The sequence below is a fragment of the Mycobacterium bourgelatii genome (genome assembly GCF_010723575.1).
Taxonomy (GTDB): domain Bacteria; phylum Actinomycetota; class Actinomycetes; order Mycobacteriales; family Mycobacteriaceae; genus Mycobacterium; species Mycobacterium bourgelatii.
Genome location: NZ_BLKZ01000001.1, coordinates 5,669,134 through 5,691,777, shown reverse-complemented (window position 1 = coordinate 5,691,777; position 22,644 = coordinate 5,669,134). Strand labels below are relative to the sequence as shown.

General features: G+C 65.5%; 23 protein-coding genes. 10 read left to right on the top strand and 13 right to left on the bottom strand.

Translation table 11 applies throughout. From position 1 onward, the window contains the following. Positions 1-44 precede the first annotated feature (44 nt). A complete protein-coding gene (gene purS, locus G6N68_RS24455; RefSeq protein WP_163717786.1) occupies positions 45-284 on the top strand; it encodes a phosphoribosylformylglycinamidine synthase subunit PurS in 240 nt (79 codons plus the stop codon). After that, on the top strand, positions 281-955 hold the full coding sequence (gene purQ, locus G6N68_RS24450) for a phosphoribosylformylglycinamidine synthase subunit PurQ (protein WP_163717784.1): 675 nt from the start codon (positions 281-283) through the stop codon (positions 953-955). Before purS ends, purQ begins: the two co-directional genes overlap by 4 nt. Positions 956-1,104: 149 nt before the next feature. Here purQ and G6N68_RS24445 read toward each other — a convergent pair whose 3' ends face one another. Further along, positions 1,105-1,911, bottom strand: coding sequence for a lysophospholipid acyltransferase family protein (locus G6N68_RS24445; RefSeq protein WP_163717783.1), 807 nt, complete (start codon positions 1,909-1,911; stop codon positions 1,105-1,107). Between the two features lie 135 nt (positions 1,912-2,046). Then, on the bottom strand, positions 2,047-2,520 hold the full coding sequence (locus tag G6N68_RS24440) for a hypothetical protein (protein WP_163717781.1): 474 nt from the start codon (positions 2,518-2,520) through the stop codon (positions 2,047-2,049). A gap of 246 nt (positions 2,521-2,766) precedes the next feature. On the opposite strand from G6N68_RS24440, the gene G6N68_RS24435 reads away from it, so the two are divergent. Beyond that, positions 2,767-3,183, top strand: coding sequence for a VOC family protein (locus G6N68_RS24435; protein ID WP_276069241.1), 417 nt, complete (start codon positions 2,767-2,769; stop codon positions 3,181-3,183). A gap of 31 nt (positions 3,184-3,214) precedes the next feature. On the opposite strand, the gene G6N68_RS24430 is transcribed toward G6N68_RS24435, so the two are convergent. The 9 genes from G6N68_RS24430 to G6N68_RS24390 all read right to left on the bottom strand — a co-directional run bounded on the left by G6N68_RS24430 (position 3,215) and on the right by G6N68_RS24390 (position 12,336). Continuing rightward, positions 3,215-3,670, bottom strand: a complete 456-nt coding sequence (locus G6N68_RS24430) for a cupin domain-containing protein (protein ID WP_163717777.1) — start codon at positions 3,668-3,670, stop codon at positions 3,215-3,217. Positions 3,671-3,683: 13 nt separating this feature from the next. After that, complete coding sequence (locus G6N68_RS24425; RefSeq protein WP_163717774.1) at positions 3,684-5,153, bottom strand: dihydrolipoyl dehydrogenase family protein; 1,470 nt, start codon at positions 5,151-5,153, stop codon at positions 3,684-3,686. A gap of 68 nt (positions 5,154-5,221) precedes the next feature. Continuing rightward, a complete protein-coding gene (locus tag G6N68_RS24420; protein WP_163717772.1) occupies positions 5,222-5,914 on the bottom strand; it encodes a haloacid dehalogenase type II in 693 nt (230 codons plus the stop codon). 160 nt (positions 5,915-6,074) lie between these two features. Continuing rightward, positions 6,075-7,049, bottom strand: coding sequence for a zinc-binding alcohol dehydrogenase family protein (locus G6N68_RS24415; protein WP_163717770.1), 975 nt, complete (start codon positions 7,047-7,049; stop codon positions 6,075-6,077). Between the two features lie 225 nt (positions 7,050-7,274). Next, positions 7,275-8,633 carry a TetR/AcrR family transcriptional regulator gene (locus G6N68_RS24410; RefSeq protein WP_163717768.1) on the bottom strand — a complete coding sequence of 453 codons (1,359 nt, stop codon included), beginning with the start codon at positions 8,631-8,633 and terminating at the stop codon, positions 7,275-7,277. 79 nt (positions 8,634-8,712) lie between these two features. Continuing rightward, positions 8,713-9,585 carry an alpha/beta fold hydrolase gene (locus G6N68_RS24405; protein WP_163717766.1) on the bottom strand — a complete coding sequence of 291 codons (873 nt, stop codon included), beginning with the start codon at positions 9,583-9,585 and terminating at the stop codon, positions 8,713-8,715. A 133-nt stretch (positions 9,586-9,718) separates the two neighbouring features. Then, positions 9,719-10,459, bottom strand: a complete 741-nt coding sequence (locus G6N68_RS24400; protein WP_163717765.1) for an SDR family NAD(P)-dependent oxidoreductase — start codon at positions 10,457-10,459, stop codon at positions 9,719-9,721. A 48-nt stretch (positions 10,460-10,507) separates the two neighbouring features. Then, positions 10,508-11,314, bottom strand: coding sequence for a family 1 encapsulin nanocompartment shell protein (locus tag G6N68_RS24395; RefSeq protein WP_163717763.1), 807 nt, complete (start codon positions 11,312-11,314; stop codon positions 10,508-10,510). Then, positions 11,314-12,336 (bottom strand): Dyp-type peroxidase, encoded by a 1,023-nt coding sequence (locus G6N68_RS24390; RefSeq protein WP_163717761.1) that lies wholly within the window; start codon positions 12,334-12,336, stop codon positions 11,314-11,316. Before G6N68_RS24390 ends, G6N68_RS24395 begins: the two co-directional genes overlap by 1 nt. Positions 12,337-12,378: 42 nt before the next feature. Here G6N68_RS24390 and G6N68_RS24385 point away from each other — a divergent pair, with 42 nt between their 5' ends. After that, complete coding sequence (locus tag G6N68_RS24385; RefSeq protein WP_163717759.1) at positions 12,379-13,650, top strand: M18 family aminopeptidase; 1,272 nt, start codon at positions 12,379-12,381, stop codon at positions 13,648-13,650. A gap of 10 nt (positions 13,651-13,660) precedes the next feature. Beyond that, entirely contained in the window at positions 13,661-14,020 is a 360-nt protein-coding gene (locus G6N68_RS24380) for a VOC family protein (RefSeq protein WP_163717757.1), read from the top strand. Between the two features lie 11 nt (positions 14,021-14,031). On the opposite strand, the gene G6N68_RS24375 is transcribed toward G6N68_RS24380, so the two are convergent. Beyond that, positions 14,032-14,673 (bottom strand): acetyl-/succinyl-CoA transferase, encoded by a 642-nt coding sequence (locus G6N68_RS24375; protein WP_163717755.1) that lies wholly within the window; start codon positions 14,671-14,673, stop codon positions 14,032-14,034. Positions 14,674-14,763: 90 nt separating this feature from the next. Here G6N68_RS24375 and purL point away from each other — a divergent pair, with 90 nt between their 5' ends. The 3 genes from purL to cpdA all read left to right on the top strand — a co-directional run bounded on the left by purL (position 14,764) and on the right by cpdA (position 18,728). Next, the gene (gene purL / locus G6N68_RS24370) at positions 14,764-17,028 is read left to right on the top strand and encodes a phosphoribosylformylglycinamidine synthase subunit PurL (protein ID WP_163718916.1); all 2,265 of its coding nucleotides are present in this window, start codon (positions 14,764-14,766) and stop codon (positions 17,026-17,028) included. Next, positions 17,025-17,669 (top strand): Rv0804 family intramembrane glutamic endopeptidase, encoded by a 645-nt coding sequence (locus tag G6N68_RS24365; RefSeq protein WP_163717753.1) that lies wholly within the window; start codon positions 17,025-17,027, stop codon positions 17,667-17,669. The genes purL and G6N68_RS24365 overlap by 4 nt, the downstream gene beginning before the upstream one ends. Before the next feature lie 102 nt (positions 17,670-17,771). Beyond that, positions 17,772-18,728: a 3',5'-cyclic adenosine monophosphate phosphodiesterase CpdA gene (cpdA, locus tag G6N68_RS24360; RefSeq protein ID WP_163717750.1), complete on the top strand. Its 957-nt coding sequence runs from the start codon at positions 17,772-17,774 to the stop codon at positions 18,726-18,728. Here cpdA and G6N68_RS24355 read toward each other — a convergent pair. Then, entirely contained in the window at positions 18,673-20,262 is a 1,590-nt protein-coding gene (locus G6N68_RS24355; RefSeq protein WP_163717748.1) for a stealth family protein, read from the bottom strand. The genes cpdA and G6N68_RS24355 overlap by 56 nt on opposite strands. Before the next feature lie 279 nt (positions 20,263-20,541). Here G6N68_RS24355 and G6N68_RS24350 point away from each other — a divergent pair, with 279 nt between their 5' ends. Continuing rightward, positions 20,542-20,937, top strand: a complete 396-nt coding sequence (locus tag G6N68_RS24350) for a sterol carrier family protein (RefSeq protein ID WP_163717746.1) — start codon at positions 20,542-20,544, stop codon at positions 20,935-20,937. A 126-nt stretch (positions 20,938-21,063) separates the two neighbouring features. Then, positions 21,064-22,626 (top strand): amidophosphoribosyltransferase, encoded by a 1,563-nt coding sequence (purF, locus tag G6N68_RS24345; protein ID WP_163717744.1) that lies wholly within the window; start codon positions 21,064-21,066, stop codon positions 22,624-22,626. Positions 22,627-22,644 lie beyond the last annotated feature (18 nt).

Genomic DNA, 22,644 nt, shown 5'->3' with positions numbered 1-22,644 from the left:
CGCACGCCGCTGGGTGGAGTGATCAGAACTGAGGAGGAGCGCCGGTGGCCCGGGTGGTCGTGCATGTGATGCCCAAGGCGGAGATTCTCGACCCGCAGGGTCAGGCGATAGTCGGTGCCCTGGGCCGCCTCGGGCACAAGGGAATCTCAGATGTTCGTCAGGGCAAGCGGTTTGAACTCGAAGTCGACGACACGGTCGATGACGCCACGCTGGCCGAAATCGCCGAATCATTGTTGGCGAACACCGTGATCGAAGACTGGACCATCAGCCGGGACGAGCAGTGACAGTACGCATTGGCATCATCACCTTCCCGGGCACGCTCGACGATGTCGACGCCGCGCGCGCGGCACGCAAGGTGGGTGCCGAGGCCGTCAGCCTGTGGCACGCCGACGCCGACCTGAAAAACGTCGACGCCGTGGTGGTGCCCGGTGGGTTTTCCTACGGCGACTATCTGCGGGCCGGGGCGATCGCCAGGTTCGCGCCCCTGATGGGCGAAGTGGTGGCCGCCGCCGGACGGGGGATGCCGGTGTTGGGGATTTGCAACGGCTTTCAGGTGCTGTGTGAGGCCGGTCTGCTGCCTGGCGCGCTGACTCGCAACGTGGGATTGCACTTCATCTGCCGCGATGTATGGCTGCGCGTCGCCTCGACATCGACGGCCTGGACGTCACGGTTCGAAGCCGACGCGGAACTGCTGATTCCACTCAAATCGGGTGAGGGGCGCTACGTGGCGCCGCGCGAGGTGCTTGACGAGTTGGAAGGCGAGGGGCGAGTGGTGTTTCGCTACACCGACAACCCCAACGGATCGCTGAACGACATCGCCGGTATCAGCTCGGCCAACGGCCGCGTCGTCGGCCTGATGCCCCACCCCGAACATGCCATCGAAGCCTTGACCGGCCCGTCTGACGACGGGTTGGGTCTGTTCTACTCTGCGCTCGACGCCGTCTTGAGCGTCTAAGACCGGCTAGGCGGGACTTTTCTCGGCCGCTCGCGCGGAATATCCTGCGGCGTTCTGCATCTCGTCGAAGGCGGCGTGCAGTGCCTCGGTGACCACGGGATGTCAATTGGCTTGTAGCGCAACGGCTTTTTTGGTCCGGCTCATCGCCTTCACCCCAGAATTGGGAACCGGCGCTGCCGGGACAACCGGTCGAGCGCGGACTGCATCACCGAGCGGACGTGCGCATCGACCTCATCAATGTCGGGGTCCTCGCCGAATTGCGCGACGACATCGATGGGCTCGAGCACCTCGGTGACCACCTTGGACGGCAAGGGCACGTTCGGCGGGAAGAACACGCTCAGTCCGAACGGGAAGCCGAAGCTGACCGGCAGAATGTCCGACCGCAGCTTGTTCAAGCCCAATTTGCCGGCCAGCCAATTGCCGCGGGTCAAGAACAGTTGAGTCTCTTGGGCGCCGATAGACACCGTCGGCACGATCGGTACGCCGGTTTCGACGGCGGTACGGACGTAGCCGGTGCGCCCATTGAAGTCGATTTTGTTCGCCGCGAAGGTGGGCCGGTACGAGTCGTAGTCACCGCCGGGGAAGACGATAACCACGGCGCCCGAATGCAACGCTGCGGCCGCGTTTTCCCGGCTCGCTTCGATCACGCCGAGGCGGCGCAACCATCCCTCCGTCGGGCCCAGAAACAGGCCGTAATGGCCCAGGGTGTAGACGGGACGGACGTAACCGAAGGTGTCATAGAAGGCGGGCGACAAGATGAACACGTCCGGGGTGAACATCCCGCCCGAGTGATTGGACACCACCAGCGCTCCGCCGGCGGCGGGAACGTTGTCGACGTTGCGCACCTCGGCTCGGAAATACCGTTTGACCAGCGGTCCGATCGCGTCGATGACCTGTTTGGTGAAGGCCGGATCCCACTTGGCGACCTCGTGATTGTCGATCGTGCCGTCGTTCATGCTGCCCCCGCTGTCTGTCTGTCATTGATCGCCGGCCACGGGCTCGGCGTCATTCGACATACATTACTCTCATTCTAGGAGAATGACATATCCGCTGCTCGCCGATGAGATTCGCGGGGCGTGGTGTCATTCGGCTCAGCCGGCGTCGAGTAGCAGCGGCGCGGTCGGTAATTCCGTCACCGGCGTCAGCCCGTCGAACAAGTCGACAGCGGCCGCGATGGCGTCGTCGACGAACGCGGTGAAGTCTTCGAAGCGCACCCTGTCGCCCATCCGCTGCGACTTGGCCGCGGCCACCCCGATGCGCAGCGGGTCCGAGGAACGGTGCACGTCCGCGGTGATCTGGCGGTTCTCCTGGTTCCATGCGTCGGCGAACCGCTGTAACCGCTCGCGGTCTCCGGCGGGGAAAAAGCACGCCGGGGTGACCCGGATGACGACGACATCGGGATGCAGGGGCGGGATCTCGATGTGGACGTGCAGACGCCGCTTTTCGGTGTTGATGACAAAGAAGAATTCGCCGTCGTGTTGCCCGCGGAAATACCGCCGCCCCCGGATGCGCAGGAAGCGCTCAATGAGGTCAGTACTCAGCGGCTCGGCCAGATGCGCAGTCATGACAGCCATCGTGCGGTCGCTGCCTATGCGTGTGCTTTGAGCCGAGCAAAGCGCCATCGAAGAATTTGTTGAGAATTTGCTGAGCGACGCGGCCGAAGAATCCGGGCGGTAGCGATGAACGACGGGACGACATACCCGACGATGCAGTCGCGGGTGCCGGAGTTCGACGCTCTACCAGGCGTGTCGACATCGCGTTGCTCGACGCGCTCGACGATCCCACCTAACGTTGGCGGTGATGCCGCGAATTTGCTAGGAGGGCTGACGGTGGTACTCGCAGTCGAACGGATTGACCATGTGGTCTTGAACTGCAATGACGTCGAGGCGACTGCAGCGTGGTATCAACGGGTGCTCGGCATGACCCGAGAAACCTTTGGACCGTCGCACCGGGTTGCGCTCCGCTTCGGCAACCAGAAGATCAACCTGCGACCGGTCGGCGCGCAAGCCGACGATCCCGACTGGGCTACCGGGTCCACCGAGGCGGCGGGATCTGCAGACTTGTGCTTCGTCACGCGTGCGACCCCCGGTGAGGTGCGCGCTCACCTCCTCGAGTGTGGGGTGAAAATTACCGATGGGCCGGTGATCCGGACCGGTGCGCTTGGTGTGATGACATCGCACTATTGTCGCGACATCGAAGGCAATCTGATCGAAATCTCAGTCTACTGAGCCCTATTCGCGGCTCGCGCTGATCCGGTAGTCACAGTGGATACAGGGCCGGCAGGTTGACCACAATGGCCTCCTGCGTGCTGCGCGCGATGACAACCTCGGCGGGCGTGGTCGGGTCCGGGTTCTCTTCCCGGTGCGGCAGGTACGGCGGGACGAAGATGTAGTCGCCGGGCTGTGTCGCGATGCGAACCTCTTGCGCCCCGTCGTGAAACACGAACTCGGGGTTGCCGCTTCGTACATAGATGGCCGTCTCGGAGTCGCCGTGATGATGATTCGCCGACGCCGTCGCGGGGGAGACATGAGTCTCGCCCATCCAGAGCTTCTCGGCGCCGACCGATAGCCCGCTGAGCGCGGCAAAGCGACGCATTCCGTCGGATTGCGCGGTGTCGGAACTGATCTCCGATGCCTTGACGTGGTGCACCCGGTTGCGTGCCAACGTCGGTGTCGTTTCGTCGAAGTCGGGGTGGAATCCGTCGGCTGTTGCCATGGGTGTCCTTCTGCTAGACGACGGTGAAAAACGAATCGCGGTAGGCCTCAAGGAGTCTCAACCACAACTCGCTGATGGTGGGGAAGCATGGCACGGCGTGCCACAGCCGATCGACGGGAACCCGACCCGCCACCGCGACGGTGGCGGCGTGCAGCAGTTCCGTGACGCCGGGGCCTACCAGGGTCACGCCGAGTAGGTGGCCCTTATCGACGCCGACCACCATGCGTGCCCGGCCGGTGTACCCGTCGGCGAAGAGTTCCGCACCCTTGACGACATCTCCGATCTCGACGTCGATGGCCTTGATCCGGTGACCCGCACGGGCGGCTTGTTCGGCGGTCAGGCCCACCGCGGCGGCTTCGGGGTCGGTGAAGAAGGCTTGCGGTACCGCTAGGTGGTCGGCGGTGATCGCGTGCGCGCCCCACGCCTCGGTGTCCAGTGGCTGTCCGGTCGCACGGGCGGCGATGGCGGCGCCGGCGATCCGGGCCTGGTACTTGCCAAGGTGTGTCAACAACGCGTGATGGATCACGTCGCCGGCGGCATAGAGCCAACCGTCGTCGATGTCCCGCACCCGGCAGGTGTCGTCGACATCAAACCAGCTGCCCGGCGTCAACCCCACTGTCTCCAAACCGATGTCATCGCTGAGTGGCGCCCTGCCGGTGGCGAACAGGATCTCGTCGACGGTGAGCTTGCTGCCGTCGTCCAGATCCAGCTCCACCGGCCCGGCGGGGTCGGGTCGGTGCAGTGCGCGGACCGACACCCCCAGTCGCACGTCGACGCCGGCATCGGCCAGGCCGCGGCCGACGTATTCGCCCACGAACGGCTCCATTCGCGGCAACAGAGCAGAGCCGCGAACCAGTAGGGTCACCGCCGAGCCCAATCCCTGCCAGGCCGTCGCCATTTCGACACCCACACCGCCCCCGCCGACGACGGCGAGCCGGCCGGGAACCGAGCTGCTGTCGGTGGCCTGACGGTTGGTCCACGGCCGCGCATCGGCGATGCCAGGCAGGTCGGGCAGGGCCGGGCGGCTTCCGGTGCAGACGACCACCGCGTGGCGTGCGTTGAGCACTAATGGCTCGCCGCCGGCTGCGGCCACGGCGACCCGGCGCGGACCGTCCAGCCGGCCATGGCCGCGGATCAGCGTGGCGCCGATATCGCCCACCCAGTCGGCCTGGCCGCTGTCATCCCAGTTGGTCACATAGCGGTCGCGGCGGCCGAACACCCCGGCGGCATCGATCGAACCGCCGATAGCCTCGCGGGCGCCGTCGACACGACGGGCGTCGGCGACAGCGAGGACGGGTCGCAGCAACGCCTTGCTGGGCACGCAGGCCCAATACGAGCATTCGCCGCCGACGAGTTCGCGCTCCACCACCGCAACGCTGAGGCCCGCCGCTCGGGCGCGGTCCGCGGCGTTCTGACCCACCGGTCCCGCGCCGAGCACGATCACGTCATATTCGTGGTGGTAGTCCTGCTGGTCATCTGACATGCTTGCCGTTCCTTTCCTTGGCGTGAGCAGACGCGCGACAGCCCCCGACACGCTGGTCACATGGGCACTTATGCGTCTGCCCGGCGGAGTTGGGAGAGGCGCTCGGCGAGCTCGGGTAGGTCGCGCGCCACGATGTCTGGTTGCGGTAGACCGTGGACCGCAAGTGGCGCAGTACCCCGGCGCGTGATGAAGGCAGTGCCGAAACCGGCGTTGCGCGCCCCGAGGAGATCCCACTCGTGTGCGGCCACCATCGTGCACTCCGCCGGGGCCACATCCAGCGCCTCACATACCTGACGGTAGACCGTTGGGGCGGGCTTGAATTCCCGGCAGGTGTCGACGGTCAACTGACGTTCGAAGAAACCGGCGAGGCCGGCGTTGTCCAGCGGGGAGGGGCTGCCTTCCCGGTGCGGCGAGTTAGTGAGCGTGACCAGTCGAAAACCGTTGGTGCGCAACCGGTCCAGTCCTTCGATCACGTCCGGGTGCGCCGGCATGGTGCGCATCGCGGTCTGTAGGCGGATCGTGTCGGGGTCGGCGACCCGGACGTGGTATCGGTCCGCGAGCATGCGCAGCACTCCGCCGCCCAGGGTGAAGAAGTCCACATAGTGTTCCGACAAGGTGACCGTCATCGAGTACATGACGAGCCGGGTGAACCATTCATGCAGCACGCGCTCGTCCCCGAACAACTCCCCGAAAAAAGGTGCCAACGACTCTAGATCGATCAGCGTTTCGTTCACGTCGAAGACGAGCACAGACGGTTGCATGACTGGTCTTCAACCTTCTTTCGTTCGGAAATGTCTGGTCGCAAGTGACCGACCGCACGTAGCCAGATCAACACCATCGACAACTCGGCCATTCCAAGCAACCCGCGGCCCGCCGATGTCACGACCCACGGTTGCTCCCCCTACCGCAATTGGCTGCGGGTCAATCCAAAACGACGACCATCTTCCCGCCGGCCCCACCGGCTTCCATGACCCGATGCGCCTCGTGAATCTGGTCGAACGAGAAGACGCGCGACGGCTTCGCATCCAACCGGCCGTCGGCCACTTGACCGGCGATGTCGGCCAACGGCACGTCGGAAAGCGGGAATCCGGGAGTGCCAAAGACGAAGCTGCCGAAGAAGCTCAAGTTCACCCCGCTGGCCATGCGCAGCAGTGGGTTGAAATCTGCGATGGGCGCGAGGCCGCCGAGCCATCCGGCCAGACAGGCGGTCCCGCCACGACGCAGCATGTCCAGGGAATCGAGAATGGTGCTGTTGCCGACGAGATCGAGGACGGCGTCGATCTCCTTGGCTTCGGCGATATGGGCGGCCAAATCGGTTCTTTCCACCTCGACGCGCACGGCGCCTAGCTCCTCGAGTATCGAAAACCGTTGTGGACTACGCGCGGTGGCGATGACGCGAGCACCGGCGGCCACGGCCATCTTGAGTGCAGCCTGCCCAAACGACGACGTCGCACCCCGTATCACCAATGTCTGACCCGCCTTCAGGTCCAGGTTGCGGAACAGGCACGTCCATGCGACGGCGAACGTTTCGGGCAAGGCCGCCAACACCGACCACGGCAAATCTGACTCGATGAGAGCGACGTTGGGTACCCGCACGCGGGTGTATTCGGCGTAACTGCCGTTGATCGTTCGCCCGAGGCCGCCCATCAACGCGGCCACCTTGGCTCCGACCGGAAACTCCCCACCCGGGCAGGAGTCGACGATGCCCACGCATTCGATGCCGCTGACCTCTGCGGCTTCTGCCCATTCGCCTCGGCGCATGTGCAGTTCGGCATGGTTGATCCCAAATGCCTTGATCTGTATGACGACTTCGCCTTTTTTCGGCAGCGGCTTGGGGATGTTGGTGTAGACCAAGCTGTCGAGTCCGCCAAACCCAGCCAGGATGATCGCGCGCATGGTTTCACCATCGTGCGTATCCCTCACGACAGCGGGGGTCGTCGGTAACGAGACATCTTGCGCGATCGCGTTCGTAGCGGACATTGTCAGCCCTTTCGATTCGACAGCGGGCTTGCGATTCGGCATCAGTAGGCAGAAACTAATGGGCCGTATAACCCATAATTATGGGCTGAACAACCCAAAAAGTCCAGCACTAGTGCCGAACAGTGGGTCAGGCCGGGGTCGTCAAGCCTTTGACCTGCGCCGCGATGACCGGCTGGCGTCTTTGTCGGCCCGCGCAAAAGAGCGCACATAGTTGACCGCAGCGTTGACGGCCACGCGCAGCGGCTGGGGATCGCCGGTGGCATGCGTGATCATCGCGCCACCCTGGTGCGCGGTCACCAGCGATACCGCAAGGTGGCGAGGGTCGGCGTCGGCCCGCAAGTCCCCACGGCGTTGCATCGCCTCAAGACCTTCGCGAAATAACTCGATCCATTGGTCATATCCGGCGGAAAGGTCGTCGTGAATGTCGTCGTCGGCGTCGATCAGTTCGCCGGCCAGTGAACCGTAGACGCACCCGCCGATCCGGTATACGGCGTCGATGTCGGCAATGCATGCGTCGGCCCAGGACTGAAGGGCCGCAACGCTATCCAGGGCACCGAGCCGTGGCTGGGTGTGGAAGGTCACGACGTCGCTGCGACGGGAAGCGATCACCTGACGGGTGAGGTCCCGCTTGTCTTCGAAATAGTGTGAAATTTGCGATCCGCCGACCCCTGCGGTGGTTCGAACTTCCTCGATGCTCGTGTTGTCGACGCCGTGCTCGAACATCAGCCGTGCGGCGGACTCGACGATCCGTGCCCGGGTCGCCAGTCCCTTCCGGGTGAAGCGCGCATCCTCGGCGACCGCGGCACGGGACGCCCGAGTGGACCCGCGCCGGCCACGAGGCCGCCGGACCGGGCGCGGGGTACGTTCGGCGGGGTCGGCGGCGAACATGCGCAGATAGTTGACGGCAAATCGGGTGGCGTCGGCGTGCGGCCACTCCGCGCGATACGTATAGGACAACGTGCCACCACCCTGGTGGGCACTGACGATGACCATTGCCAGACTCGTCGGTTCTGCGATCGGGAGAAGGATGCCGTCGTCCTTCATCTGCTGAATCGCCTTGTCCAGCAGCTTTATCCACTGCAGATATCCGGCGCCCAGCGTTATCCGGGTGGCGTCGTCGGACTTTGCCAGCTGAGCGGCCAGCGCGTGGTAAGTGGGCGTTCCTGTGCTGGCGACCCGTCTCAAGTAGCGCATGTTGAGCTCGGCCCACTTTTCGAAGTCGGCGAGCGAGCGCAAGCCGCCGAGCTCGGGTTGCTCATGAAAGGCCAGCACCACAGCGATTTGGCGGGCGACGACCGCGCGGATCAGCGCGCTCTTGTCGGCAAAGTAGTGCGCAAGCTGCGAACCGCTGACCGACGCGGCCCTGCGCACTCCGTCCATGTTGAGCGCCCGCAGCCCGTGCGCGACGATCAACTCGGCGGCGGCCAGCACGATCCGATCGCGGGTGGCGCGCCCTTTGGGGGTCAACCGCTTTTCGGTCTGGTCGTCGGGGATAACCATCGCGTCAGGCTAACGTGCAAACCGCCCCATTAATGGGATATTCAGCCCATATCCTCCGCGCCGCCCGCGGTGGCAACCGTCACGCCGGCACGGGAACTCTTGCGAGAAACTCGCGAATCAGTCCCGTGACTTCTGGCAGGGCGGACTCCAACAGGAAGTGCCCGCCGTCCAGCAGGTGGATCTCGGCATGGGGGAGGTCCTCGGCGAACGCTTCCGCGCCGGCCGGGCCGAATATCTCGTCACCGCGACCCCACACCGCCAGCAGTGGAACACCCGAGGCGCGGAAGTACTCGTGCAGTTGCGGGTAAAGCGGAGCATTCGTCGCGTAGTCGCGGAACAGCTTCAGCTGGATCTGTTCGTTGCCGGGCCGGGACAACAGAGCGAAGTCGTGATGCCAAGATTCCGGGTCGACCAGGGTTTCGTCGGGCACGCCGGTGAGATACTGCCAGCGGGTGGCCTCCAAGGTGAGGAACTGCCGGATCGCGGCCTCGTTGGCGCCGGTCGGCTCACGTTGATACGCCCAGACCCCCTTCCAGAAGTCCTCGACGAACCCCGCGTCGTAGCCATTGCCGTTCTGGGTGACGATCGCCGTGATCGCGTCCGGATCGCGCAGAGCCAACCGCCATCCGATCGGCGCGCCGTAATCCTGGACATACATGGCGTACTGGACGACCCCGAGCGCGCGTAACAGCCCCTCGGTGAGATCGGCCAGCGCGTCGAAGGTGTAGTCGAATTGGTCGACCGGCGGTGCGTCGGACAGGCCGAAGCCCAGGTGATCCGGTGCGATCACGTGGTAGCGGTCGGCGAGCTGTGGAATCAGGCCGCGAAACGTGTACGAGCTGGTAGGGAAGCCATGCAAGAGCACGACCGTGGGTGAGCTGGGATCGCCGGCTTCGCGAAAGAACAGCCGATGACCGTCGACCGAGATGTAGCGATGATGAATGGCAGGCATGGCGCCCTCCGTGTTTTTGGGTTGTGCAACCCATTATGCGCGTAGGTCACCATACTGAGTCAAGCATTTTCTGGGTCACTCATCCCAGTCGGTCATCCGCGCTGGGCGAGACCACGGTGCCGGACTTCTGGCCCTATGGCGCGATGGCGAGCTGCCCGCCAGTGACGTGCAGAACGGCGCCGTTGACGTAGCTGGCCTCCGTAGAACTCAAAAACACTACGGCCCTGGCGATTTCGCCTGGGTCAGCTCCGCGGCCCAATGCGGTTGTCGCGCCCAGTCCGTCGACCAACCCCGGTGTCACGTCGGCTCCCGGCGTGTACGTCGGCCCGGCGGCCACCGCGTTCACTCGCACTGCGGACCGGCCGAACTCGTCAGCCCAGGTTCGGGTCAGTTGTTCCAGCCCGGCCTTGGTGGCGCCGTAGATGCCCGCGCCACGCGCCGCCACCGACGCGGCAAGGGTGCTGACATTGACCACTGCGCCGCTGCCGCGGGCGGCCATGGCCGGGACTAGCCGCTGAACCAGGAGGTACGGGGCGCGCAGGTTGACGTTCACGTGCTTGTCGAAAGTCGCGTCGTCGGTTTCGTCGGTCGCGCCGAATTCGTAGATGCCGGCGTTGTTGATCAGGATGTCCACCGGCCCGGCCGCGGCGGCCAACCGCCGGACGTCGTCGGCCTTGCTCAGGTCGGCGGAAACGAAGCGTGCTGTGCCACCGGCATTCTCGATCTCACGGACGACTTCGGCACCGCGTTCGGCGCTGCGGCCGTGCACGACAACCTCGGCGCCCAGCCCTGCGAGCTGCAGCGCGACTTCGCGCCCGATTCCCGATGTGGCTCCCGTAACCAGTGCGGTGGAGCCGGCAAGTGATGTGGTCATTTCCCGCTAACCGGCGGGCGACAACGATTTATTCCGGGCTATTGCGGGCTATTCGGAGTGCGGGCTCAGCGCGACCGACGCCTCCGCGGTGTAGCACAGGAACGTCAGGGTCTCCTGCAGGTAAAGCTGCACCGTGTCGGCGTCGTGGCTGAGGTAGCCGATCGACACGTCGGTACCCAGCTGCAGGTCGAAGTCGCCGCCACGGGTGGTCAGCACAAACGCACCGTCGATGGCCGGTGCCCAGATGATGTCCCCGTCGACCAGGCGGTTGATGTGTTCGAGGATGGGATAGCCGTGCTGGGTGGTCTCGCTCACCTTGGTGTACACGTCGGCGCTCAGCAGCACAGAGTACGGGCCGTCAACACCGGACAGCCGCAGTTCCGACAACGCCTGGGTGATCACGTCGGGGATGTCCCGCGGATCCTTGGGCAATGTCAGCGGGGGGTTCGAGCTGGCGTGCCGGATGCCCTCGATCTGCGCCGGTGCGTAACCCTCGAAGATGCCGCGGTCTTCGACGAACGCCAGCTTCTTGGCGGCCCGCTTGACCGGATCCCAGTCGGAGTCCTGCGAGCCACGCTCGACGTTGTCGATCTCCTCGCGCGACAGGGTGAACGGAACCCGAAGTCGCACAAGCGGTTTGCTGTCCCGCAGGTGGGCGACAACGCCGTCGGTGGGTGCCTCGAGGTCGATCAGCCGTCCCGTGCTGACGGCCGCCGTTACCGGCCCGCCGGGTTCGCTGACGTCGACCACGCGCCGTCCGGCGATATGACGCTTGAACGTGCGCGCCGCCTCCACTTCGATTTCCGCCCAAGCGGCTTCGGTGACCGGTGCCAGATCGCGGTACAGGTTGTTCATCAAGAGGATCCTTTCAGGCTGCCGATCGAGAGGGAACCGTCATCAGAGGCTGCCGTAACCGGTGCGGCCGTCGTCTGCGGGCCGGGCAGGGGCGGCGGATCGTCGAGGAAATCGACGGTGGGGGTGAAGAACAGTCCACCGGTAATGGCGGTCGAAAAGTCCAGGATCCGGTCGGTGTTACCCGGCGGGTCGCCCAGGAACATGTTGCGCAGCATCCGCTCGGTGACTTCCGGCGCGCGCGAATAGCCGATGAAGTAGGTGCCGTACTCGGCCTTTCCCACCTCGCCGAACGGCATGTTGTGCCGCACGATCTTCAGTTCCGTGCCGTCGCTGTCGGTAATGACGTTCAGCGCGATGTGCGAATTCGCCGGCTTCTTGTCCTCGTCGAGTTCGATGTCCTCCAACTTGGTGCGGCCGATCACCAGTTCCTGTTCGGTGACCGACAGCGCATCCCAGGAAGACATGGTGTGCAGGTACTTCTGCACGTGGACGTAGCACGAGCCGGCGAAGTCGGGGTCCTCGTCGCCGATCTGGGTGGCGCTGACGGCCAGCGGACCGTCGGGATTTTCGGTGCCGTCGACGAACCCCAGCAGGTCTCGATTGTCGAAGAAGCGGAAGCCGTGCACCTCGTCGACAACGGTGACCGCACCGCCCATCGCCTTCAGAATGCGGCCCGCCAACTCAAAGCAAACGTCCAACGCCTCGGCTCGAATGTGGAACAACAGGTCGCCCGGTGTGGCCGGCGCGGTGTGGCGCGGCCCGCTCAGGGGGATGAACGGATGCAGCGCGGCGGGTCGCGGCCCAGCGAACAATCGGTCCCAAGCGTCGGATCCGATGGACGTCACGAGAGACAGACGTTTGGCCGGTTCCCGAAACCCGATCGCGCGCACCAACCCCGGCAGCGCCGGCAACGCGTCGTGCACGATCGCTTCGCCGCCATTGTCGATCGTTACGACCATGAAGATCGCGGCTGGCGTCAGAGGTTCTAGAACCGGCTGGGGCTGAACAGCGGGCACAGCCATGACCCTAACGCCCAAGCTGGGGCGAATGCTAAACATGGCTACATGGCGGCGACGGCAGCGGGTTTGGGTGAGTTCATCGACGCGTCCCCGTCGCCGTTCCATGCGTGTGCCACCGTCGCCCAGCGGCTGCTCGAGGCGGGGTACACCGAACTGAGCGAAGCGGACCGTTGGCCCGACAAACCGGGCCGCTACTTCACCGTCCGCGCCGGATCCCTGGTGGCCTGGAACAGTGCCGCCCAGGGACCGTTCCGGATCGTCGGCGCGCACACCGACAGCCCAAACCTGCGCGTCAAACAGCACCCGAACCGGCTGGTCGCCGGATGGCGAGTAGTGGCCCTGGAGCCGTACGGGGGAGCGTGGCTGAACTCCTGGCTGGATCGCGACCTGGGCATCAGCGGGCGCCTTTCGGTGCGCTACGGGGTCGGGCTGAGCCATCGCCTGGTGCGGATCGACGAGCCGATCCTGCGGGTGCCTCAACTGGCCATCCATCTGGCCGACGACCGCAAGTCGGTCACGCTGGACCCGCAGCGACACGTGAATGCGGTGTGGGGCACCAGCGACAGGGCCGGCTCCTTCATTGGCTATGTGGCCCAACGTGCCGGGGTCGCGGAGTCCGACGTCTTGGCCGCCGACCTGATGACCCACGACCTGACCCCTTCGGCGGTTATCGGCGCGGACGCCAGCCTGCTCAGCGCGCCACGGTTGGACAACCTGGCCAGTTGCTACGCGGGGCTGGAAGCGCTGCTGGCCGCCCCTGATGCCGGCCGCAGCCACCTGCCCGTGCTGGCGTTGTTCGACCACGAAGAAGTCGGCTCTACCTCCGGCCACGGCGCCCAGTCGAACCTGCTGCCCACCGTCCTGGAACGCATCGTGCTGGGCCAAGGCGGGACGCGCGAGGACTTCCTGCGCCGGCTGCCCGTGTCGCTACTGGCCTCGGCCGACATGGCGCACGCCACCCATCCGAACTATCCGGAGCGGCACGAGCCGAACCACCTCATCGAAATCAACGGCGGGCCGGTACTCAAGGTGCATCCCAACCTGCGCTACGCGACCGATGGGCGGACGGCGGCCGCGTTTGCGTTGGCCTGCCGGCAGGCCGGGGTTCGGCTGCAGCGCTATGAGCACCGTGCCGATCTGCCGTGCGGATCGACGATCGGTCCGATGACCTCGGCGCGTACCGGGATTCCGACCGTCGACGTCGGTGCCCCACAGCTCGCGATGCATTCCGCGCGGGAGTTGATGGGCGCCCGCGACGTCGGGGCGTACGCGGCCGCGCTTCAAGCCTTCCTTTCGCCCGAGGCGGCCGAGGCATAGGTTTTTCCCTATGGCTCTCAACCTTGAGATGATCACCTTCGACTCCACCGAGCCGGCGAAGTTGGCCGGCTGGTGGGCCGACCAATTCGGCGGTAAGACGCACGAATTGATGCCCGGAGAGTTCTTTGCGGTGGCCCGCCCCGAAGGGCCCCGCCTGGGATTTCAGAAGGTGCCCGACCCGACTCCCGGGAAGAACAAGGTGCACCTCGACTTCACCACGCCGGATGTGGACGGCGAAGTCTCGCGGCTGACGGCCGCCGGCGCGACCGAAGTCGAACGGCACAATATCGGCGACGACTTCCGCTGGGTGGTGTTGGCCGATCCTGAAGGCAACGCGTTCTGTGTGGTGTGCCAGTACGAGGGCGCCTGACCTCCCTGAGCTCACTCAAGCCCGAAGAGCGGTCGGCAGCGCTCGAACCCGTCGACGCGCACCTCGACGGCGCGATGCCGCTCCCAGTCCTCGCGGGTGAGTCGGAACCGCAGCGTCTCGGCCGGAGTTCCCTCGCGCGCCAACCGATCGACGCCGTTGTCTTGGTAGCCGAGGCGACGGGACACGGCGATGGAAGCCGCGTTGTCGGTGAACGACTGCGACGTCGCCACCCCCGCACCTAGCTCGTTGAACGCGAAATGCAGTACGGCTGCGCGCATCTCGGTTCCGTAGCCGCGTCCCTGGTACCGCAGCCCAAGCCACGACCCGGTGTCCACTTGGCGGGTGATCGGAAAATGCTTCGCCATCATCCCCTGTACACCAACGGCCTTCCCGTCGAGGAGTACCGCGAGCGGCAGCGACCACTCATCGCGTCTGAAGCTGGCCAGCTCCCGCCACAGAAACGACAGCGTGTTGAACGGAAGGTATTCGCGCGGCACTCGGGTCCACGGGACCGAAAACGGCATCTGGTCGGGCGGGTGCACCCCGTCGAGAATGGTGTCGATCAGCTGGTCGATCACTTCTTCGTCGGGCAGGCGCAGCTGCAACCGCGGCGTGGTGATCCGCAGCTCGAACAGCGGCCAGTGACGAGACATGGTTCACCATTATTGGGATAGCTCCGGTCGAAATCAGCCCAATTTCGGGCGGGAACCTAGACTGGCTCCGTGACGAGCGCGCCCTCCCACGTGATTGACACCGTCGAACACGCCGCCACCACCCCGGACCACCCACAGCCGTTCCACGAGCTGGGCCTCAAAGACGACGAGTACCAGCGTATCCGTGACATCCTGGGCCGCCGGCCCACCGACACCGAGCTGGCCATGTACTCGGTGATGTGGAGCGAGCACTGCTCTTACAAGTCTTCCAAGGTGCATCTGCGGTATTTCGGTGAGACCACCACCGACGAGATGCGCACCGGCATGCTCGCCGGGATCGGCGAGAACGCCGGTGTCGTCGACATCGGTGACGGCTGGGCCGTCACGTTCAAGGTGGAGTCCCACAACCACCCGTCCTACGTCGAGCCCTATCAGGGCGCGGCCACCGGCGTCGGCGGCATCGTGCGCGACATCATGGCCATGGGCGCGCGGCCGGTGGCGGTGATGGACCAGTTGCGGTTCGGCGCCGCCGACGCTCCCGATACCCGCCGGGTGGTCGACGGCGTGGTCCGAGGCGTCGGCGGCTACGGCAACTCGCTGGGCCTGCCCAACATCGGAGGGGAAACCGTTTTCGACGCCTCCTACGCGGGCAACCCGTTGGTCAACGCGCTGTGCGTCGGGGTATTGCGCCAGGAGGACCTGCATCTGGCGTTCGCATCGGGCGCCGGCAACAAGATCATCCTGTTCGGGGCACGGACCGGTCTAGACGGCATCGGCGGCGTTTCGGTTCTCGCCTCCGACACGTTTGACGCCGAAAACTCCCGCAAGAAGCTGCCCTCGGTGCAGGTGGGCGACCCCTTCATGGAAAAGGTGCTCATCGAGTGCTGCCTCGAGTTGTACGCCGGCGGCCTGGTGATCGGCATTCAAGATCTTGGTGGGGCCGGATTGTCCTGCGCCACATCCGAACTGGCCTCCGCCGGCGACGGCGGAATGGCCATCCAGCTCGACAGCGTGCCGCTGCGCGCCAAGAACATGACGCCTGCCGAGGTGCTCTGCAGCGAGTCCCAAGAGCGGATGTGCGCGGTCGTCGCCCCGGAGAACGTGGATGCCTTCCTGGCGGTGTGCCGCAAGTGGGAAGTGCTGGCCACCGTGATCGGCGAGGTCACCGACGGCGACCGGCTGCAGATCACCTGGCACGGCCAGACGGTGGTCGACGTACCGCCGCGCACCGTGGCCCACGAAGGTCCGGTGTACCAACGCCCGGTCGCTCGTCCCGAGTCGCAGGACGCCCTCAACGCAGACCGTTCGACCAGCCTGCCGCGGCCCACCACCGGCGACGAACTCCGCGCCACTTTGCTTGCGCTTGTGGGCAGCCCGCATCTGTGCAGTCGCGCGTTCATCACCCAGCAGTACGACCGCTACGTGCGCGGCAACACCGTGCTCGCCGAACACGCCGACGGCGGCATGCTGCGGATCGACGAGACGACCGGACGGGGTATCGCGCTGTCGACCGACGCCTCCGGCCGCTACACCAAGCTGGACCCGTACACCGGTGCGCAACTCGCCCTGGCCGAGGCGTACCGCAACGTCGCGGTCACCGGCGCCACCCCGGTCGCGGTGACCAACTGCCTCAACTTCGGTTCGCCCGAAGACCCGGGTGTCATGTGGCAGTTCTCCCAGGCGGTGCGCGGCCTTGCCGACGGCTGTGCGGCCCTTGGCATTCCGGTGACCGGCGGCAACGTCAGCTTCTACAACCAAACGGGCTCGACGGCCATCCTGCCCACCCCCGTGGTCGGGGTCCTCGGCGTCATCGACGACGTCGCCCGCCGCATCCCCACCGCGTTCGGTACCGAACCCGGTGAAACGCTGATGCTGCTGGGGGATACCCGCGACGAGTTCGACGGCTCGATCTGGGCACAAGTGGTCGCCGATCACCTGGGCGGGCTGCCGCCCCAGGTGGACTTGGATCGCGAGCGGTTGTTGGCCGACGTGCTGCGCGCGGGCTCGCGTGACGGGCTGATAAGTGCGGCGCACGACCTCTCCGAAGGCGGTTTGGCCCAAGCGGTTGTCGAATCGGCGTTGGGGGGCGAAACTGGTTGTCGCATAGTGCTTCCCGAGGGACACGATCCGTTCGTCATGCTGTTTTCGGAGTCCGCGGGCCGGGTGTTGGTAGCCGTCCCGCGCACTGAGGAGAGTCGGTTCCGTGCGATGTGTGAGGCGCGCGAGCTGCCCGCCGTCCGCATCGGCGTCGTCGATGAGACTTCCGACGGCATCGAGGTTCAGGGATTGTTCACGGTGTCGTTGGCGGAGCTGCGCGAGACGTCGGAGGCGGTGCTGCCGCGCTTCTTCGGGTGAGTCGCGTTCGCGCCTTGGCATTGGCCGCCGGCTTGGTCGGCTGGAGCTTCTTGAGTCCGCGCTTGCCGACGTCCTGGCGAACACCGCTGCAGGCGGGGGTGGGTGCTCTGCTCGTAGCGGGGACCCGTGCGCCGCTGGGGTTCTGGCCGCCGCGGCTTTGGGCGGGCCTGCGGTGGGGTTCAGCGTCCGCCGCGGTGGCCGCGACCGCGGTCGCCGCGACGACACCCGTGCCGAAGGTCCGGATGTCGATGTCCACGCGCGAGCTGCCGCCGTCGGTGCCCACTTGGTTGAGCTTGCAGATACCGCTAGGCACGGTTTGGGCCGAGGAAGCCGCCTTTCGCGGGGCCCTGATGACCGCGGGGGCCGAAGCCTTCGGCCCGACCGGTGGGCAATTGCTGCAAGCCGTCACTTTCGGCCTGTCCCACGTCCCGGATGCGCGGGCGACGGGTGTACCGCTGGTGCCCACCGTGTTGATCACCGGTCTGGCGGGCTGGCTGTTCGGCTGGCTGGCCGAGCGCAGCGGCAGCCTCGCGGCACCGATCCTGCTGCACCTGGCCATCAACGAGTCAGGCGCGCTAGCCGCGGTGGCGACCCAGCAGCGAGCGCGCGGCGTGGAACAGCTCACAAGTGCAGCGATCTAACCCCCGCCCCACTTACACTTGTTAAATCGTTGTTAATTTCACGGGGTCCGTCCGAGGGGCCCCGACGAATAGCCCCGACGAATGGAGAGGTTGGCACCTCCGGTGCACAGACTTAGGGCCGCGGAGCATCCGCGGCCGGACTACGTTCTCTTACACATCAGCGACACCCATCTCATCGCGGACGACGGTCCGCTGTACGGAGCGGTTGACGCCGACGGACGACTGGGCGAACTGCTCGAGCAACTGACCGGATCCGGGGTGCGTCCCGACGCGATCGTGTTCACCGGCGATCTGGCCGACAAGGGCGAGCCGCAGGCTTACCGCAAGCTCCGCAATATGGTCGAGCCGTTCGCCGCCGAACTGGGCGCCGAACTCATCTGGGTGATGGGCAATCACGACGACCGCGCCGAGCTGCGCAGGTTGCTGCTGGATGAAGCGCCCTCGATGGCGCCGCTGGACAGCGTCCGGATGATCGACGGCCTGCGCATCATCACCCTGGACACCTCGGTCCCCGGGCATCACTACGGTGAAATTCGCGAAGCCCAGTTGGATTGGCTGGCGGAGGAACTGCTGACCTCAGCACCGGACGGCACCATCCTGGCGCTGCACCATCCACCGATTCCCAGCGTCCTGGACATGGCCGTCACCGTGGAACTGCGCGACCAGGCCCCGCTTGGCCGGGTGCTCAAAGGCACCGATGTGCGCGCGATTCTGGCGGGGCACCTGCACTACTCGACGAACGCCACGTTCGTCGGAATCCCGGTGTCGGTCGCCTCTGCCACCTGTTACACCCAGGATCTGACGGTTGCGGCGGGCGGAACGCGCGGCAGAGACGGCGCCCAGGGCTGCAACCTGGTGCACGTCTACCAGGACACGATCGTGCATTCGGTGGTACCACTCGGCGGCGGAAACACCGTGGGCACCTTCGTCTCTCCCGGTCAGGCGCAGCGCAACATCGCCGAAAGCGGCATGTTCATCGAGCCGTCCCGTCGCGATTCGCTGTTCAGGCACCTTCCGATGGCGCTAGCTCCGACTGCACCGCGGCGTCCGGTCGACTGACGTCCGCCTCGACCTTCTCCCACGGCGCCGGGATCGGGAAGTACCGCTCCAGGAATTTGGTCACCCGCTCGGTTCGTTCGGCCGCCGACACCTCGGGGAAGCTGCTGTCGTTGAGGCAGAAGAAGTCGTAGTTGCGCTTCTTGCGTAACTTCGGCAGCAAGCTCAGGCCGGCTTGCGTCGTGGTGTTCACGTACAGCACCTTGGCCTTCTCCTGCTGGACGGCTCGACCGGTCATCAGCGCGTAGTAGTGGTACAGCGAGTTGGTCACCGAGATGTCGGTGGCCGAGCGGAACGCGCTGGCCTGCGTGCGGGCGAAATCCTCTGGGAACTCCCGCTCCATCTCCTCGAGCACGCTCCGGCGCAATGGCACCGCGGTGTGCTCGAGATGGCGCGTGATGACCTGCCCGAACCTTTTCAAGATCAATTCGCGGTTGACCCGGGCGGCATTTTCGAAGCCGCTGCGGGTGGGTTCGCTTGTGCCCAGCCCAATCCGGGTTTTCGCTTCGATGAACTTGCTCACCCCGCCCGCCGAGAAAAACATGCTGGCGTTGACCGGACGACCGAAAAACATGTCGTCATTGGAGTACAGAAAATGTTCACTCAGTCCGTCGATGTGGTGCAGCTGGCTTTCCACGGCGTGCGAATTGTAGGTCGGCAATGCCGCGGGGTCGGAAAAGTGTTCCGCGGCGCGAACAATGGTGATTTTGGGGTGTTCGGCCAGCCAGGCCGGCGGCGCGGAATCGGTCGCAATGAAGATGCGACGGATCCACGGAGCGAACATGTGCACCGACCGCAACGCGTATTTCAGCTCGTCGATCTGCCGGATCCGCGCCTCGGCGGCGTCCCCCTCGCCGACGACATGCTGCGCCATTTGCCGGACCCGACGGGCGCGAAATTCGGGGTCGCTACCGTCGACCCAGGAAAACACCATGTCGACATCGAAGGTCACGTCGCTCGCGTGCGGCGTGAACATCCCTTGGACGGTTGGCCACTTGTAGCCGTACAGCTTCACGGTCGCCGGAATCAGCTCGGCGCGCGGCACCACTTTCCGCGTAAGTGAATTTTCCACCGGGCAGTGCACCAAAGTGTCTTCATAGACCCAGAATTGGAGTTCGACGCCGAAGGCGGCCCCGAAGCGGAACCCTCCCGGCGCAATCCGCCGCCGGTACAACCGCACGATTCGCGGGTCGACCAGACTGGACAACCCATGTGCGGTCACCAAAACCGCCGGATGCCCGCTCTTGTCTTTGGTTTTCGCGTACATCGGCTCCGTGGCACACGCCGCGATAAGCGCACGCTCGACGGCCGGGCGAAATTCGATGTCGACGGCAAGCACCGGACGGTTCTTGTGATTGCGGATCAACAAGAACGGAATGTTGGCCTCGTTGAGCACCTTTCGCAGAAAAACCAGATCCTCAATCTGCGCCTCATGCGGTGTCAGACTTGATTCAAGCCGCGCGACCTTGCCTCGTCGGCTCACGACGATGGGGCTCATGGCGGGCCGAACACCCCCGCTGGACATGAAATTAGGCATCGGAACACCACCTTTCAAACCCTGACCACGGCACCGTGAGGATCTCACAGACGGGGCTTCCACACACGGCGGGTACGCTGCGCAGGAGCCGACACCGCTTGTGAGACAGACGATTTAGTGCCCTGGTCACACGTGCTGGAAACACAATTGTTGCGCAGCGGTCACCTTTTGTTCAACTTCGAATGCCGCAGCCGTGGCCGAGCCGTCCGGGTGCCGCGGTCGGGGGGCTGATGAACATCGGGTTAACGATCCAACGGCCGGTTCTGAGACCATGACGGAATGGCCACCCGCAACCGCAACAAGGCCGATCCGGCCCAGCTTCGGCAGGTCGTGCTGGCCATCGCCGACTGGTTGCGTGACGACGCGCTACCGGCGCCGGATCGCGCCGACCTCGGGGCCGCGGTGCGACTCACCGCCCGCACTCTCGCCGAGTTGGCGCCCGGGTCCAGCGTCGAGGTGCGGGTGCCGCCGTTCGTCGCGGTGCAATGTGTGTCCGGCCCCAGACATACCCGCGGCACCCCGCCCAACATCGTGGAAACCGACCCGCGCACGTGGCTGCTGTTAGCTACGGGACTGGTGGGACTAGAGGAGGCAGTGACGAACGGCGTCCTGACCCTGTCCGGTTTACGCGCGCGTGAAATTGGCCACTGGCTGCCGTTGGTGAACTTGTCCTGAACTGCGGGTTTGCCGCGACACGCGGATTTTCTCCGCGGGCAACACGCCATTGGGATTCGGCGGGGGGCCGTTGCTGGCCGTAGACTCCGAAATGTCACTACCTGCGCCCTAGGGAGCCGCCCCACCGTGACCACTGAGCAGCCCGAACAAGATTTCAACTCGCCTCGTGAAGAGTGTGGTGTATTCGGGGTCTGGGCCCCAGGCGAAGACGTCGCAAAACTCACCTACTACGGCCTGTACGCGTTGCAGCACCGCGGTCAGGAAGCAGCGGGGATCGCCGTCGCCGACGGATCCCAGGTTCTGGTCTTCAAAGATCTCGGCCTGGTCAGCCAGGTATTCGACGAGCAGACACTGGCCGCCATGCAGGGTCACGTCGCCATCGGGCACTGCCGTTACTCGACCACCGGCGACACCACCTGGGAAAACGCCCAGCCCGTATTCCGTAATACCGCCGCAGGCACCGGCGTTGCACTGGGCCACAACGGCAATCTGGTCAACGCCGCCGAACTGGCCGCTCGGGCCCGCGACGCGGGACTGATGGACCGGCGTTGCCCCGCACCGGCAACCACGGACTCGGACATCCTGGGCGCGCTGTTGGCGCACGGCGCGGCCGACTCCACCTTGGAGCAGGCGGCGCTGGAACTGTTGCCGACGGTGCGCGGCGCCTTCTGCCTGACGTTCATGGACGAGAACACGCTGTACGCCTGCCGGGACCCGCACGGGGTGCGTCCGCTGTCGCTCGGCCGGCTGGATCGCGGCTGGGTGGTGGCCTCGGAGACCGCGGCCCTGGACATCGTCGGCGCCTCGTTCGTCCGCGACATCGAACCGGGCGAGCTGCTCGCGATCGACGCAGACGGGGTGCGGTCCACGCGGTTCGCCAACCCCACCCCGAAGGGCTGCGTTTTCGAATACGTCTACCTGGCACGGCCCGACAGCACGATCGCCGGCCGATCGGTGCACGCCGCGCGGTTGGCTATCGGCCGCCGGCTGGCCCAGGAGTGCGCGGTTGACGCCGACTTGGTCATCGGAGTGCCGGAATCGGGCACTCCTGCCGCGGTGGGGTACGCGCAGGAGTCCGGCATTCCTTTTGGTCAGGGTCTGATGAAGAACGCCTACGTAGGGCGCACCTTCATCCAGCCGTCGCAAACCATCCGCCAACTCGGCATCCGGCTGAAGCTGAACCCGCTCAAAGAGGTGATCCGCGGCAAACGGCTTATCGTCGTTGACGATTCGATCGTCCGCGGCAACACCCAGCGCGCCCTGGTGCGCATGCTGCGCGAAGCCGGGGCCGTCGAAGTGCACGTGCGCATCGCCTCCCCGCCAGTGAAATGGCCGTGCTTCTACGGCATCGACTTCCCGTCACCGGCCGAGTTGATCGCGAACGCCGTCGAGGACGAAAGCGAGATGCTGGAGGCCGTCCGGCATGCGATCAACGCCGACACACTTGGCTACCTGTCGCTGCGCGGGCTGATCGCGGCCACCGAGCAACCCGCCTCGCGGCTGTGCTGCGCCTGCTTCGACGGCACTTATCCGATCGAACTGCCCAGCGAGACCGCGCTCGGCAAGAACGTCATCGAGCACATGCTGGCCAACGCGGCCCGCGGAGCCGCGATGGGCGAGTTGGCCCCGCCTGCTTCGGCTGCCTCACTTGAAGTTCCGACGGTTCCGGAAGTCCCAGTTGGGCGCTGACGGAGTGCTGACGGTGCC